General features: G+C 71.0%; 13 protein-coding genes. 3 read left to right on the forward strand and 10 right to left on the reverse strand.

Going from position 1 to position 15,270, the window contains the following annotated elements; translation table 11 throughout:
• Positions 1-69: 69 nt before the first annotated feature.
• Entirely contained in the window at positions 70-1,470 is a 1,401-nt protein-coding gene (locus tag ACZ7JZ_RS34685; RefSeq protein WP_470946794.1) for a Tat pathway signal protein, read from the reverse strand.
• Positions 1,471-1,674: 204 nt separating this feature from the next.
• On the opposite strand from ACZ7JZ_RS34685, the gene ACZ7JZ_RS34690 reads away from it, so the two are divergent.
• On the forward strand, positions 1,675-3,117 hold the full coding sequence (locus ACZ7JZ_RS34690; protein WP_470946797.1) for an SAM-dependent methyltransferase: 1,443 nt from the start codon (positions 1,675-1,677) through the stop codon (positions 3,115-3,117).
• Between the two features lie 34 nt (positions 3,118-3,151).
• On the opposite strand, the gene ACZ7JZ_RS34695 is transcribed toward ACZ7JZ_RS34690, so the two are convergent.
• Together ACZ7JZ_RS34695 and ACZ7JZ_RS34700 are read right to left on the reverse strand one after the other, a co-directional pair.
• The gene (locus ACZ7JZ_RS34695; protein WP_470946800.1) at positions 3,152-4,117 is read right to left on the reverse strand and encodes a Twin-arginine translocation pathway signal; all 966 of its coding nucleotides are present in this window, start codon (positions 4,115-4,117) and stop codon (positions 3,152-3,154) included.
• A gap of 422 nt (positions 4,118-4,539) precedes the next feature.
• The gene (locus ACZ7JZ_RS34700; protein WP_470946803.1) at positions 4,540-8,538 is read right to left on the reverse strand and encodes an nSTAND1 domain-containing NTPase; all 3,999 of its coding nucleotides are present in this window, start codon (positions 8,536-8,538) and stop codon (positions 4,540-4,542) included.
• A gap of 107 nt (positions 8,539-8,645) precedes the next feature.
• Here ACZ7JZ_RS34700 and ACZ7JZ_RS34705 point away from each other — a divergent pair, with 107 nt between their 5' ends.
• Complete coding sequence (locus ACZ7JZ_RS34705; RefSeq protein ID WP_470946806.1) at positions 8,646-8,858, forward strand: hypothetical protein; 213 nt, start codon at positions 8,646-8,648, stop codon at positions 8,856-8,858.
• Between the two features lie 430 nt (positions 8,859-9,288).
• On the opposite strand, the gene ACZ7JZ_RS34710 is transcribed toward ACZ7JZ_RS34705, so the two are convergent.
• Positions 9,289-9,456 (reverse strand): hypothetical protein, encoded by a 168-nt coding sequence (locus ACZ7JZ_RS34710; protein WP_470946809.1) that lies wholly within the window; start codon positions 9,454-9,456, stop codon positions 9,289-9,291.
• Between the two features lie 41 nt (positions 9,457-9,497).
• A complete protein-coding gene (locus ACZ7JZ_RS34715; protein WP_470946811.1) occupies positions 9,498-10,781 on the reverse strand; it encodes a serine/threonine-protein kinase in 1,284 nt (427 codons plus the stop codon).
• Positions 10,782-10,943: 162 nt separating this feature from the next.
• Here ACZ7JZ_RS34715 and ACZ7JZ_RS34720 point away from each other — a divergent pair, with 162 nt between their 5' ends.
• Positions 10,944-11,087, forward strand: coding sequence for a hypothetical protein (locus tag ACZ7JZ_RS34720; RefSeq protein ID WP_470946814.1), 144 nt, complete (start codon positions 10,944-10,946; stop codon positions 11,085-11,087).
• A 53-nt stretch (positions 11,088-11,140) separates the two neighbouring features.
• On the opposite strand, the gene ACZ7JZ_RS34725 is transcribed toward ACZ7JZ_RS34720, so the two are convergent.
• The 5 genes from ACZ7JZ_RS34725 to ACZ7JZ_RS34745 all read right to left on the reverse strand — a co-directional run.
• Positions 11,141-11,683: a hypothetical protein gene (locus ACZ7JZ_RS34725; RefSeq protein WP_470946817.1), complete on the reverse strand. Its 543-nt coding sequence runs from the start codon at positions 11,681-11,683 to the stop codon at positions 11,141-11,143.
• A gap of 2 nt (positions 11,684-11,685) precedes the next feature.
• Positions 11,686-12,264: a matrixin family metalloprotease gene (locus tag ACZ7JZ_RS34730; protein ID WP_470946820.1), complete on the reverse strand. Its 579-nt coding sequence runs from the start codon at positions 12,262-12,264 to the stop codon at positions 11,686-11,688.
• A gap of 1,222 nt (positions 12,265-13,486) precedes the next feature.
• Positions 13,487-14,116, reverse strand: a complete 630-nt coding sequence (locus ACZ7JZ_RS34735) for a VanZ family protein (protein ID WP_470946823.1) — start codon at positions 14,114-14,116, stop codon at positions 13,487-13,489.
• 50 nt (positions 14,117-14,166) lie between these two features.
• Positions 14,167-14,565 (reverse strand): hypothetical protein, encoded by a 399-nt coding sequence (locus ACZ7JZ_RS34740; RefSeq protein WP_470946826.1) that lies wholly within the window; start codon positions 14,563-14,565, stop codon positions 14,167-14,169.
• Positions 14,566-14,941: 376 nt separating this feature from the next.
• Positions 14,942-15,270 (reverse strand): integrase core domain-containing protein (locus ACZ7JZ_RS34745; protein ID WP_470946829.1); only part of this gene is annotated, 329 nt, incomplete at its 5' end.

The raw sequence follows: 15,270 nt of genomic DNA on the forward strand, positions 1-15,270 counted from the left end.
GTTCCTCCCCTGGGGCTACCGGATCGGCCGGGTGCTGCTCCGGCTTGGACCGGTGGTGTGCTGGCGCGGTCAGCGTACCCGGCTGATCATGGTGCGGGCCCGGTCGTCCAGGGCGGCCAGGGTCGTTCCTCCGCGTCCGCGGTAGGGGGACAGGGCGCGGCGCATCTGGACGACGGTGTCCAGGGCTCGGCCGGACTGGACTCCCTGCATCGCGTGGAGTGCTTGGTTCCAGGTGGTGCAGGCGACGTCGACGGCTCCGCGTTGTATCTGTACGGCGCCCAGGAGGCCGAGGGTGACCGCGTGGGTGCGGGCGAAGGGCTGTGCCTTGCGGGTGCGGACGCTGCGCTGGAATTCGTGCTCGGCTCCGCGGAGGTCTCCGAGGGCGTGCAGGGTTCGGGCTGTCTCGTGGGCGAGGGAGGCCTCGGAGAAGAAGAAGACGCGGGTGGGCTCGTCGTCGCCCGGGGTGGCGTTGCGCAGGTCGTTCTCGGCCCGGAGGAGGGTGGTGAGGGCCTGCTGTTTGTGGCCGGCGGCTGCGAGGGTGCGGGCGTGGACGACGCCGACGAGGGAGCGTTCGCGTGGGCTGGCGTCGGTGTAGCGGCGGTGGCTGACGGAGGCCTCGGCGAGCCGGAGGGCTTGGGCGGGGTGGCCGAGGTCGAGGGTCTGGTGGGCCTGGGCGCGGAGGATGTGTCCGGCCAGGGGGGCGTCGTCGGCTTCGGCGGACAGGCGCAGGGCTACGGCGAGCCACTGCTGGGCGAGGGCGTGTTCGGAAGCGTCGAAGCTGGTCCAGCCGGCCAGGTAGGCGAGTTCGCCGGCGGCGGTGAACATGGCCTGCCGCGTGTGGTGGTCGGGGAAGCGGCCGCTGAGGTAGGCGGTGACGTCGGTGCGGAGGTAGGCGACGAGGGCGGATCGTCCGTCCGCGCCGCCTCGGCGCTGTTCGCGGCGGGAGAGCAGCTGCGTCATCTCGCGTACGGCGGCGACGTCGTCCGGACCTACATGCCGCTTGGCGACGGGCTTGCGCTGCCCGGCTGCGGAGGACGTGTCCTGCCACCAGCGGTCGGACGGCAGGAACATCCCCGCAAGGGAGAAGGCGGCGCCCGTCAGGGTGCGGCGGCGCTCCGGGTCCAAGTCGGTCCTCCCCAGGTCGACGATTCGTACGATCGGGTCGCTGTCCCGGGCAGCCGGACCTGCCTGTCCGCCGGGGTCTGTCAGCCCGATGTCGGCGGCCGTGATGATCCGGTGGATCCCCCGGCTGTTGAGTCCGCGTGACAGCGTCTCGCACAAGATACGGGTCGCTGGCGGCGACGGGCGCGATCCGCGGACCCACTGGTTGATGTGCGAGGCCGACACCGCCTTCAGGTCGTCTGCACCGGATTCCGCGGCTACGAGCTGCAGTTGCCGGGCGGTTGCGGCCTGCGACCAGCCCAGTTGGTGGAGTACGCCCTCCAGCAGGGTGTTGCGCTCACGCGGCACCGGATACTCCCGTCCACGAAACGATCTTTACGTGCTTTACGCGGGCCCGCGCCTTGCCGGGGATGTCCACGGCGGGCGATGCACGGTTCTCTGAGCGTAGCGGCACAAGGAAGCGTTCTCCGGCGGAAGTTCAGCCAGCCGCACGAAGGGTTCCGGTGTCTCGTACCGCCTTCGTACACGTGCGTCGAATGGGATGAGGTGACGATGTCTCACCGGATTACCCGCAGGGAGCTGCTGCGGACTCTGCAGTCGCCCGGGGCCGTCTCGGCCTGCCTGGAGCTGCCCTGCAGGGCTGACTCTGTTCGGGCGGCTCGTCGCTTCGTGATGCAGCAGCTTGAGGCATGGGGGTGCGGGGCGGCCGAGCCCTCCGCCGCGCTGGTGTGCAGCGAGCTCGCGACCAACGCCGTCACGCACCGCGGCTCTGGAAGGGAGGCAGCGGACTTCCTGGTGACGGTGACCTTCGAGCCGGGCGTGGCCCTGGTCGTGCAGGTGGCGGACGCGAATCCCGGGCTCCCGGTCGTCAAGGCACTGCAGCCGGCTCTGGCCACCGGCGGACGCGGGCTGTTCCTCGTCGACCAGGTGGCCGACTACTGGAGCGCCTCGCTGCGGCACGAGGGCGGGGGGAACGTCGTCAGCGCCTACTTCCGAGCCGACCAGGACAGCACCGACCCGCCCGGGACTTCCGGGCTGAGCCTGCCTGAGGCACCTGCTCCGCCGACTTCCTCCCCGGGCACCGCGGAGGAGGGGTACCGGGCGGGTCTACGGGCAGGCGGAGCATGCCTGCCCCCGCCACACGCCTATGCCCGGCCGTCGGTACCGCGGGTGCACAACTGGCTCGGCGGAGACGTCTGGAACTTCGATGCCGACCGCACCGTCGGCAGGGAACTCCTGGAGGCCGCTCCCTGGCTCAGGCAGGCAGTCGCCGCCGCCCGAGTCCACGGACAGGAGACCGTCGGCAATCTGGCCCGCAGCGGCGTCGTCCAGTTCCTGGACCTCGGGTGCGGACTCCCGCAGAGGCACGGCCACAACATCCACGATGCCGCCAGGGCCGCTGCCGGGGAATCCACGGTGGTGTACGTAGATCGCGACCCCTCGGTGTGCGCCCATTACCGTTCGATGCCCGAAACCCCGCAGGAGCGCGCGTGCCAGGCCGACGTCACCCGGGCCGAAGAGCTCCTCGTCCACCCCGCCCTCGCCCACCTCGACCGGAGCCGACCCATCGCGGTGCTCCTGCACGAGGTCCTGCCCTGGCTCGCCGATGAGCAGACAGGACACCTGCTGGACTCCCTTCAGGCCTGGCTGCCGTCCGGCAGCGTCCTGTCCGTCATCCACACCGCCGCCGACAGCGATCCGCACGCGACAGCCGCCCTCGTCGCCGTCTATCGCGGCGTCGGCATCACCTACCGGCCGCGGAGCCTGGAGCAGTTGCTCGCCCTGTTCCAGAACTGGGACGTGGACGTCCCCGGCATCACGGCAGTGCCGCTCGGCGGGAGCCGCGTCGCCGACGGCCGGCAGCCGCTGTACGGCTCGTACGCCTTCGTCGCCCGCGTACCGCACCCGTCCATGCGCAGTAGCAGCCCGTGCACCGCTGCACGCAAGCCTGCCGGGACCCGGCTCCCCGCGCTGGCCGAGGCCGATCACCGATGAGGCGGGCCGGGCGCACCTCGGTCGGATTCGGCGGTCAGGCGGCCGTTCCGTCGGCGCGGACCGGCGCCGGGAGCGTGCGGAGCCGCTCGGCCAGCTCCGTTGCCGAGGAGTTCGTCGCGCTGGTGAGCAAGCGCTCGAGGCGGGCCAGCCTGCTACGGGCGGTCGCGCGGAGCCTCGGCGCGGGAATGAGGTCAAGGACGCCCAGCGCCCGGGTGGCCGCCTGGTCCGGTGCGTCCCGTGCTTCGGCGAGGGCGAGAACGAGCGTCGCAGCGACCCAGCCGGGCGTGTGTTCGGGGGCGGCGGTGATCGACTCGCGGGCGACTTCGGCTGCGCGGTCGCAGCGTTCGAGGGTCAGGTAGGCCTCGGCGACATGGAGGCGGTGTTCGGCGCGGTCGTACCCGAAGCGGCCGGGCAGCTCTGTCACCGAGCGCATGATCTCGTCGCTCTCGCTGACCACGTCGTCGGCTTCCGAGTCCCTTTGAAGGGCGGCGAGGGCGGGCAGCAGAGCCCAGCCCAGGAGCTGTGCGCGGCGCAGGCCCCCGGGTGCGTGTTGCAGGCCGTACTGGGCGTGCTGTCGGGCGTGGTCCCAGTCGCGGCGGGCGGTGGCGACCATGGCCAGTGCCCCGCTGGCCCATGCGGTCAGCGCCGGTTCCTGGGTGGACTCGCCGAGAGCGCCGGCCAGGGTGAGGTGCGTCCGGGCGCCGGCACGGTCGCCGAGGTGGTAGGCCAGGTTACCGAGCAGGGCCGACAGCCAGCCGGCTTGGCGACGGAGGCCGAGCGCGGTTTCACTGTCAGCGGTGGCTGTCGCGGTGGACAGGAGGTTGCGGGTCCCTCGGACTTCTTCGTGGAGGACCGCCGGGGGGTGCTTGCTGTAGTTGAGGGCGTAGTGCTCGACGGCGGCCTCTGCCAGAGCGACCAGCGCCGGGGAGCCCTGTGGTGCGTCCAGCACTGCCCACTGGACGGATTCGCGGATGGCGGGCAGCCCGCTGGCGGTCGTCATGGGGTCCTTCCGGCCGGTGTTCGTCTCTTCGCTCTGGTGCTGACGGTAGTGGAGTGGCGGCGGGGGCGCGCAGGTGCTGCACCACAGGCAGCTTGTTTCCAGGCCGAGTTGTTCGGGGCGGGCCCCGTAACCGCAACCATCACGGGATCCTGCCCTCCGAGCCGGCCTCGGAGCGCCCGGCCCACTACCTGGCCGGCTGGCTCGTGCAGAACCTCCAGCCGACGATCCACCCGCCGCGCGGCCTCCGTGACCGTCCGCGAGACCGCGACCAGCTGGGCGCCATTCGTGGTGGCTGCCCGGCGACCGCCCCGGGGGCGCTCACCCTGGGTGTGGCCCCTCGGCGTGAACTGCGCTTGTCGAGTTGCGGGCACGAGGTCACCCCCGATCTCGTGCGGACCAGGCCGACGAGGATCCTGTGGTGGTCAGTCGCATCCGGGGTCGTGGTCCAGGTCGGGCAGAGTACTGCGCCAACGGGCCGGGGTCAGGGATCCTGTGGTGGCCGCGCATACGCGCCGGACGGCTTCCTCCGTGTCGAGCGGCCACAGCAGCACTCCGTTGCCGTCCGACGAGGCCAGGACGTCGTGCTCCGGGGCGAAGGCCACGGCCGTGACGTCCCCCGTGTGGCTGGTGAGCGGGCCGCCTCTGGCCCGCAGCGGTGAGCTGCGGCTGCCCAGTGCGTCGCCGTCGAGCTGCCAGAGGCGGAGTCGGCCGTCGGGGCCTCCGATCGCCACGAGACCGTTCCGGACAGCGACGACGTCCACCGACCCGGTCAGCTCCACGGGTACGGCGTACGGGTTGTCGGAGGTGGCGGGTCGCGTGGAGTCCCAGATCCACAGGCCGGTCCTCCCGCTGTCCTCGTCGTAGGACGTCAGGAGCACCCGGGAGGAAGTGTCGAACACCGGACGGCCCAGGTGCACGACTTCGCCCCCGATCCGGGGGACGGCGCCCCCGACGGACTTCGGGGCCGCGGGATCCTCCACGTCCCACAGCCGCACACCGCGCGGACCGGTCGTGATGAGTGTGCGCCCTTGCGGGGCGAAGGCCGCCGCGCCGGTCTGCGGGGTTCGGCGGATGAGCCGGGGCCGCTCCGGGTCGGTCACGTCCCACAGGTTCAGCACGTCTTCGCCGGTGGCGGCCAGCAGGCGGCCGTCCGCGGAGACGGAGAGTCTGTGGTACTCGCCGGGCCCGGGGCGGAAGGCGGGTCCGGTGCGGCGCGGGGCGGGCACGTGGGCGACGTCCCAGATCTCGACCTCGCCCGTGCCGGTGGCGGTGAACAGGGTGCTCCCGGCCGGGCTGAACACCGCTCCGTCGGCGTACTCGGCCCCCAGCCGGGTGACGAAGCGCGGGCGCAGCGGGTCGACGGTGCTCCACAGGGCGGGGTCCCGTCCCAGGTAGAGCAGCAGCCGTCCGTCCGGCCGGTAGGCGAGGTCCTTGGACGACACGTAGAACGACCTGGGGGGTATGCCCGCGGGCAGGGTCCACAGGCGTACCTCCTTCTTCTCGTCTCTGGAGACCAGCGAACGCCCGTCGGGGGCGAAGGCCAGCTCCTCGACAGCGGTGGTGTGCCCGGCCAGGGGCAGCAGTGCGTCGGGGCGCGCCAGTGCGTCGTTCCAGATCCGTACGGTGTGCCGTTGCCGGTCGCCGATCGCCAGCCATCGTCCGTCCCGGCTGTAGGCGAGCGCGCTGACCTTCGTGGCCGGGTCGCCCACCGGAGAGACTTCGGTGCGGCCTTCGCCCAGCCGCCACACCTCGGCCCGGCTGCCGACGAGGACGGCCAGGGCCTGCCCGTCGGGCCGCAGGAGGAACTTCTTCAAACCCTCCGGCCCCTGGAGCCGCTTCGCATCGCGGCCTGCGAGGACGCCGGCCCGCAGGGGCGGTGACGCAGGCTTTGCCCCTGCGACGTGCCACAACTGCACGCCGTTTCCTGCCCAGGTGGCCACGGTGCGCCCGCGGGCGGCCAGGCCCACCGTCCTGTGCACGATCCCGGGTGTGCCGAACAGCGGGGTCATGGGCCGTGGACGGGCCGGGTCTGCGATGTCCCACAGCCGTACCCGGGTGTCGGTGGCGTACTCGATGCCCTTGGTGTTGGGGGCGACGTCGCTGACGGTGGCCATCACCGCCGCGTCGGGGGCGAAGTGGACGGCTACCACCTTCGGATCGAGGACGGTGCGCAGCAGCGGCCCCGCCGGATCGCGCATGTCCCACAGTCCGGTACGGCCCCTGCTGTCGCGCACCGCCATCAAGGGGAGGGCCTGGCTGACGCTTGTCCAGCGCGTGGGGAGCCAGTCCTGGGGCAGTGCGAGCTCGGGGCCGGGGCCCGGCCGGTCGCGGCCGGGGCGCCAGGTGTGGCCGTTCTCCTGGTCGGCCAGTTGGAAGCTGCTGTACGCCACCAGGGTGGTGCCGTCCGCCGTGAACGCGAGCCGGTCCTTGAGGTCCAGACGCCAGGGGAGCACCTGGGACTGCGGCTTCCCGGCCGCTGACAGCACCTTCGCCCAGGTTTCGTCGGTGGGGTAGGTCCGGTGGGCTGCGACGTCCAGGCGGGCCGCGGTCGAGGGCTCCGATGCCCGCACCCGGTCGGCTTCGGAGGCGATCCGCGCGGCGACGGTGCGGTCCCGTTCGTCCTGTGCCGCGGTGCGCTGGCGCATGGCGTACACGGCGGCTGTCGACGCCAGCAGGGCCAGGACGCCGAGCAGGGCGACCGCGCCCCGGCGCAGGACGGTGGTCCGGCGGTGCAGGCGTGCCGAGGCGGCGAGGAAGGCGGTGGCCGGCGCGGTCGGGCCCCATTTGGGTCCGGCCGCGGCGACGCTGCGCCGGGCCGTCTTCAGCAGGGATCCCCGGTAGAGGAGTTCTGGGCTGCGGGAGCGTTCGAGCCAGGCGTTCGCGGCGTCTTCCAGGTCCTGGTGCACCAGGTCGCGGGCGCGCTCCGCGTCGGCCCAGCGCCGCAGCCGGGGCCAGGAGCGCAGCAGGGTCTCGTGGGTGATCTCCACCGTGTCGTGGTACTGCGTGAGAAGGCGCTCGGCTACGAATGCGTCGACGACCTCGCGCAGCAGCTCCGGCCGGCGGCTGGCAGCGAACAGGACGGAGTGGGCGGCGCGGCGGCGGGAGTCCGCCACTGCGTTCCGGTCCACTCTGATCAGTCGCAGGAAGAGCGCCTCCGCTTCCTGCCGGCCGGCTCGGTCGAGGCGGTTCCAGACGTGTTCGGCGGAGCGTTTGACCGCGCCGCTGATGCCGCCGGTGTGCTCGTAGCCCCGGAGGGTGAGGGTGTTGCCGGTGCGCTGGGTCCAGGTGACGCGCAGTGCGTGGGCCAGCAGCGGCAGCCGGCCGGCGTCGTAGCCGAGCGGGGCAAGCGCTGCGGCACGCGAGGGGACGGCCTGCCCATCCCGAAGCACGCGGTCGGGTCCGGGGTCGGACTCCGGTGCGGGGTCGGGTTCGGTGTAGGGGGTGCCGAGGTCGGCGAGGAGGCGTTCGACGAGGCCGGCCTCCAGGCGCAGGGGGCGCGCGGCACAGGCTGCCGGCTTGGTGATCGCGTCGCGTAGTTGCGCAGGTGTCAGCGGACCCACGGTGACCGGGTCGTCTGAGGCCGCGGCGAGGAGACCGGGGTGCCCGAGGAAGGAGGCGTAGAAGTCCGCCCGCAGCCCCACGACCACCCTCGCCCGGGGACGGGCGCCGTCGGGCCCGGGAGCGGCCAGCGCGATCAGCGCGTCGGTGAACCGCCTCCGCAGGCCCTCGTCCCGGCATTCGGTGAACACCTCCTCGAACTGGTCGACGACGAGGAGCCGCTCCCGCTCGGCTGACAGGCCCGTGCCAGGCACAGACGATGAGAGTGCCGCCCTGTCGTCCCCTCCCCGGAGGTACCGGTCCAGGACGGCACCCGGGTCGGCGGTCGGCGTGACGACCACGGGGACGACCCTCACCCCGTCCGCATCCAGCGCACCGTCGCCCAACCGTGGGACCAGCCCGGCCCGCAACAGCGAGGACTTCCCGGCCCCGGAGGCCCCGATCACCAACTGAATCCCGCCGGTGCGGCGGCGCCGGTCCAGTGCCACGAGCAGTCTGGCGATCAGGTCCTCACGGCCGAAGAACAGGTCGGCACGGTCCGCACCGAACGCCTCCATGCCGGGGTAGGGGCAGGTGTCCACCTCCTCGGAGACCCCACGCTCGGCCCGCTCACGCAGCTCAAGCAACTCGGCCAGCGGCAGGCGCAGCACTTTGGCCAGGGCCGCCAATGTCGCAACTGTCGGCAGCGTACGGCCGTTGAGGGCCTGGCTGACCGTGGTACGGCTCAGCCCTGACCGCCGCTCCACCTGGGACACCTGGAGCCCCTGGACCCGCCGCCCCTCCTGCAGTCTGCGCGCAAGCTCGCCCAACGGGCCGCCGTTGCCGTCCACCACTCGTCCGGCCCCCTCCCCTACCGGTCGCACCGCGTTCAATTCTGTTCGCCGTGAACGCCGGCGAACACAGGAACGGCCAAATTGGACCCGTCCCGCCCGGAACGCCCGGACGGGAAAGCGGCCCCAGGAGGTCCGGAGTGAACCGTTCCCCGTCCCCTGTACTGCTCTTCGCCCTCGCCCTGCTCATCGTGGTGCTCTGCGCCGTCCTCACGGCCGCGGTGGCCGGCCTCCTGGCACGCCACGCGGGGGACACCCGTCCGGCCGCCGTCTCCCGCGCCGCCCGCGCCTTCGCCGCCGCCCTCACCTTGCAGTTGCTCGTACTGGCCCTGCTGGTCCAGTGGCTCGCCTGACCCGCCGACACGAGGCAGGGAAAGTCCCCCCCTCTGCACAGGTACCGCCATGGCGGCCGCGCACGGAAGTGACCTGCGTCCCCTCCCGCTCTCCCGGCCGAGACCGAACGAGCATCGTTGGCGCCCCCAAGGTCGACCCCACGCTGCATCGCCCCACCGGGCGCCGTCGGGGCACTGGACTTCCCCGGCTGGCCTCGGTCACCTCGGCCCTCCCGCTGCGGTCGCCCGGGCTGGCAGGTCAGGGACGGGGGCGAGCGGTACCTCTCCCCGGTCACCAGCAGCCGGTTCCCGCAGGTACGCCGTACCTGCCGGTCGAGGTCCAGGACGTCACCGCCGCCCGTAGGGCCGCCGCCGCGGAGCCCGGACCGGGGGCTGCCGTGTGGACCCCGCTCGCGGGGCCTGCCGCGCCGAAGGCGCGGGCGGCGGCGCTCTAGCCGGTGAGGCCCACCTCGACTCCCTGGACGGCCGCGCAGGCGGCCAGGGCCGTGCGCAGCCGGTCGTGGTGCGAATGCGAACCGCCGATTCCTGTGTCACGGAGCGAGCTGTACACGACGTAACCGCCGTGGGGCCCGTACCGCTTGAGCCGATGGCGGGACACCTCAGCCGGCGAAGGGCCACGCCCAGGACGGAACCACAGGACTACTTCGGTGTGCCGACCCACCGGGTGAGGTCGACTCGGCCCAGCCAGGCCCAGGGAACGGAGAGGGGAGGCCCTCCCGGGCCCTCGGCCCCCACCCTGGGCCGGTCCGGAGCAACCACGAGCCTTCGGCCCCTGTGGCGGTCCCACGCACTCCATCCGCAGACGCCCACGGCGATCGCCGCGACCGCCAAGTCCGCTCCCGTGACTCCCCACGGCTCCTGCGGATTGAAAGCATGGTAGAGGGCCACCCACGCGCCCAGGATCACCGCGGCAACCAGCAGCCTCCAGCCGAAACCGGCGAGTATCCGGCCCAGTGATGCCCGGCTCTCGAAGACCTCACCGCCCGGCGCCACCCTGGTGGAGGCCTCGTGGTGGCGCCGGGCCGTGGCCGCCTCCTGCCGGCGACGGCTTTCGAGCCGGCCAAGCGCCCGGGCTAACGCGGCGCGCTGAGCGCGGACCGGCACTGCTGCCCCTTCCTCCGCCGACGGGCCCGGCCGACTGCCGCTCTCAAAGCGCCGGAGAGCCTCGGCCACATCGGCGGCGGTGGCGTAGCGCCGACCGGGCTCCTTCTGCAGCAGGGTGAGTACGAGTTCGTCCCACGCACGGGGGATGTTCGGAGCCACCTGGCTGGGGGCGGGCGGGTCCTGCGTGAGGTGGGCGGTGAGGTAGCCCACGACATCGGGTGCCTCGAACGGTAGCCGCCCCGTGATCAGTTCGAAGAGGACACACCCCAGGGCGTACAGGTCACTGCACGCCTCGGGCCGGCCACGCGCCTGCTCGGGCGCCATGTAGGGAGGAGTGCCCACAATGAAGCCGGTCCGGGTCAGACGGTCCGCCGTCGCATACGGGTCGGCGGCCCGCGCGATACCGAAGTCGAGGACCTTCACCGCGCCCGTCGCCGTGACGAGCACGTTCGAGGGCTTGATGTCCCGGTGCAGGACCCTCGCGCCGTGGGCGTCGGCCAGGGCGTCGCAGATCTGCGCACCCCACCGGGCGGCGTCCTGCAGCGCGGCAGGCCCGCGCCGCACGACGGAGTCGAGCCCTTCGCCCTTCAGGTGTTCCATCACCAGGAACGGTGCCCTGCCGCCCTCGACGTCCGCCTCGCCGAGGTCGTGGACCGTCACGATGTTGGGGTGCTGCAGCGCCGCGGTGATCCGCGCCTCGCGCATGAACCTCGTACGCGCCTCGTCGCCCCGGCTTCCGCCGCCGACCAGCACGGCGACCACCTTGACGGCGACCGTACGGCCGAGGACCTCGTCGCGCGCCTCCCAGACCTGGCCCATGCCGCCCTCACCGAGCGGCCGCAACAGCCGGTACCGCCCCCGAGGACCTCGTTGCCCGCCACCGGGCCTCCCCCGACTCCTCCGACACACACAGCCCGGCCGCCAGAATCAATCCCCAGGGTGCGCCGTGGCAATCCGGAAGAACCCTGCAACGAACGCCTCATGGAGCGGCACATCCCCCGCGGGCGCGGGACCCGCAGCCGACCCGACCACGCCCGCGCGCTGCGCACGGGAGTACGCCACGCGTGGACGATGGGATTCCCGGAGACCGCCCGCGGGGAGCTCGCCGAGCTGGAGCACCTGTAGCCCACCGCGGAGCCCACGGACCGGGAGACAGACTGCCGCCCGGCCCCGCGCCCCTACTCGCTGACGGTCGTGGTGTCGTTGCAGTCCGGCTGCACAGCCTTCGCGGCGACTGCCTTCTTCCAGTGCTCACCGAGTGCCGTATCGGTCAACGCGGGCTTCGGCTTCGCGAACATCACGTACCCGTCACCGTACGAGCCGCCCTTGTACATGCCGATGACGTACTGCCTCCCCGGCCGGAGCAGCGTGTACCGCTCGTCGGTGTGCTCCGGCCAGACCCCGGCCTTCTTCGCGTTCACGGCCTGGCCCAGCGTGAAGTCCGCCGGCAGGGTCCCCTTGAAGACCTTGTCGGTGTGGACCGCCGAGATGAGGACACCCCCGGGGATCTCCGGCTCCTCCTCCAGGTACTGGAGCTCCTCCTGCACGGAGACGAGCGCCAGGACCTGCGCGTTCGCTGCGGCCAGCTCGTCCGTGGACATGTCGGGCCCGCACAGGGAGTCCGTGAACACGACCTCGCCCGGCGCCAGGTACGCGTACGCCCCGACCGACCCGGCCACGACGGCCGCGGCCGCGGCCCCGACGATGATGGTGCGCTTCATGATCAGCCCCACAGCTTGCGGTAGTTGGCCTTGTCGACGTCCGGCACCCACGTGATCGGCGTTGACGGGGCCTTCACCCACATCAGCGTCATGATCCGGTCGGACTTGTGGCACAGGCCCAAGGCGTGCCCGAGCTCGTGCATGGCCACGTACCGGCGGAAGTCCCTCGTGCCGAAGAACCCGGACTGGAGCTTCTGCTGGTTCATCCGCAGGAAGTCGGTGGCCCCGAACGCCGGCCGGTTCACGTACTGGCCCAGCGGCGCGTTCGAGGAGGTTCCGCCGTTCCAGTTCTGCCACTCCAGATCGTTGGACGTGACCGCACTGTCCGCGAGGATCTTGACCCGCGAACCGTCGTACTGCCAGTTGCTGGTGGCGTACTTCCGGCCGTCGTCGTACCGGACGCTGTCGGTCCAGCGGATCTCGCCCTCGTCGACTGCGGACTTCGACCGCTTCTCGGTCTCCCTCGCCACACACGCGGCCGGGTTCACCGCGACCGGGGCCGCGTACGCCATGTTCGTGGTTGCCGACGACAGAGCCAGGGCCGAAGCCAGGGCTGCCGCGGGCAGTATCCAGCGATGCATCGTGTCTGCGCTCCCGTCAGGTTCCGTCCGCAGCAGCCCGGACCCTACTCCTCCCCCGGCCCCCGCCACGCCGGAAATCAGCAGGAATAGCAGGAAAGGTGTCAACTCGCGCGGAGGCGGATCGTCTTGGCGCAGAGGGGGTGCCGGATCTCACAGAACCGTCACGCTGCCACGGGGTCGACTGGCCGGGGCAGCGCCATGTCCTCCCACCTACACGAGGTCGAGCATGGTCGAGATCGGTAACGAGCAGACAGGCATCTGCCGGCTGGAGCAAAAAGGAGCATCCCCGCGGGCGCAGGGTCAACGACTGCCCAGGTGTCCTCAAAGCCCTTGCCGTACGGGGCATCCCCGCGGCGCGGGAGCAACTCAGCAGCCAGCGAACTCTACCGGCTTCGCACCCCCTGGTCAGCCTGGCCGTGCTGCGGGAGGAGGCCGGGGACCGGGACGACGCCGAAACCCTCTACCGGCAGGCCGCCGACCACCGCAGCCCCGGTGTCCGGTACCGCCCGCGCACTACGGATTCCGTCAGAAGGCTTTGGCCGTACGGCCTGGATCCGGACGGCAACACCTACATCTCCCTGCCAACAGTCCTGGTCGGTTGAGTTGACCAGACACGTACCGCCGAGCACGTCGTAGGGCCGACGCCTTTTGCGGCGGTGACAGGGTACTTACCGGAACTCCCGGTTGGCGGGGCCGCGCCCGGCAGGTCCTGGCGGGGGCTGAAAAGAAAGGGGCCGCGGGTCCGCGAGCTGCTCGGCCTCCACCGTGGTCAGCAGCTGCTGCGCCCCGGCTTCGTAGTCGGAACACGGTACGTACTGCTCCACGATTTCGGCCTCTGCCTTCAACTGGGCGTGTGCGAGGGCGAGACTCCTGAACCTGGGCGCTGTCCACCGCATGGTGCCGTTCGGGGTGGTGTGGACGTGCGCCCCTCCGGATCGCCGCCCGCCTGCGCCGTCCGGTGGCCGGCGGGTGGCGGCGTACGTCCACGGTGAGGACGCGATTCTCGGGACCGCGTATTCGACGGCTGACCTCGCCTCGCCGAGTTCCTCAGGCCGGGATCGGCGTGGACGCCCCGGTGGACGTGCTCGCTATGGCGGATCCCTGCTGGATTGGCGCGGCGGCGGGCCCGGGACATGGACGACGGGGGCCCCACCCAGTGATCAGGCGGGGCCGCATCGGTCGGTGCTGAAGGGGCGCAAGGTTGGCCTGAAGAGGCCACCGCTCACCGGCGGCGGGCTGCCTGCGGTGCTGCTGGCTGGGCGCCGCGGCGCCGCGGCGCTCTGTGCGAAGGGCGGGCTTGTCCTGTCAGCAGCCGGTCGGCGAATCGGGCCGCTCTTACTCCGAAGAGGATCAGGGCGACCCCCGAGGCGGCGCCCAACGAGTTCATGGCAATGTCATCCAGGTCGGGAGTTCTGCCTGATGCGATGACATACTGGAATGCCTCGATGCCGACGCTTGTAGCGAATCCGATGGCAAGTAGAACCCGCTTGCGTGCGGTCGGAAATGAGAGGTATGCAAGGACCGTTGCGGGGACGAACATCAGTGCATTGCCGAGGAGCTGCGCCAGGATGAGCTCCTTCTCCCCAGGTAGGATATTAGGTGAATCCTGGAACAGGATAGGAATTGATCCCCAGGAAAGGCTCGACTCGCCTCCGCCAGCGTCAAGTGGTGACCAGAGCGTAGCCAGGCCGATAAGTACGGCCCACAGCGCCAGGCCCAGGCGTGCCACATGCAGAACAGCTGCCGGCCAGCGGGGGGCGGCGAGCAGCGCAGCAGATGTGATGGCGGCCATGGCGATAAGGGCGAGCGCTGCGCTTGCCGGTGTGACGAGGAGGATGACCTCCCAGAACATGGCGCCCCCTCGGACAGCTGCGGGTCGCTAGCCTACGTGCAGGGGTTGGGCTACACGCACCACCACTTGGTGAAGTACTGCGTGCTCCCCACCTTCATCAGGCCGCGGACGCAGTAGCCGGAGTTGAGCGTCAGGTACCTGGTGTATGCGGGGGCCTGACCTGCGCACGCCGTCTGGGTGTTGGGGTTCCACAGAGGCGTCGACAGGCTTCCGCTTGCCGCCTTCCCCTGCATTCCAAGCTTTATGGTGACGCAGCCGGCGGGGGTGGAGAACTTATAGTAATCCGTGGTCCAATTGCCGGACTTCTGGCCGGCGGACTGCGGTCTGATACACAGCTGCCCATTCGTGAGGTCGCCGCAGCCGTCTGTGGTTGCGTGGGCGCTTGGGGCGAGAATGAGACTGGCTGCGAGCACGGAGAAGACGGCGGCAATTCTCACGAAGATGCGCATATTGATCCCTTAGGCGTTTTATTGGACGCATGAGCATGACATAAACCACACTCCTTAAAATTTCAACAATGGCTGGATCTTGCCGCTTACACAGTGCTGCGCTCTACGGCGTCCGCACCCAGCTCGGCCCCGTCCGGCAACCGTCGCTGCCCACGCAGCGCGTATACAGATCCCTGTCCATACGCGTGAGAAGCGGAGCCTCGCACCGCGGGCACAGCCGGGTCACCGCGACCGTACGTGGCCGGGTGCGGGTGATTGCCCACATCCGCCGCATCATCTCGTGCGGCTTCTCCTAGAGGTCCCTGGCCCATGACAGGTGGGCGGTCAGGCCGAGATGGCGGAGCTGAGGTGACCCCCGGAGTGTGGACACGGGGGTTCATGCTGCGAGTGTGAGTCTACGGCCTCGCTGGTGCTGCTGTTCGAACTCGACGGGTGAGAGGTAGCCAAGGCTGCTGTGGCGCCTGCGGGTGTTGTAGTAGGTGAGCCACTGGAAGATCTCCAGCCTGGCCTGACGGACCGTCGTCAACGCTCCCCGCAGAGCTTCTCTCTTCAGCCCCTGCCAGAAGCTCTCGGCGAGCGCGTTGTCGTAGCTCGACCCGACACGCCCCATGGGGACTGCTGCAGGGTTGAGTGACACCTGACCTGGCTTGCTGAGAAGCGGCCTGGAAGGATGTTGTCGTGCCCAAGCCCTATCCCAAGGAGTTC

The organism is Streptomyces sp. NPDC038213, assembly GCF_055600495.1.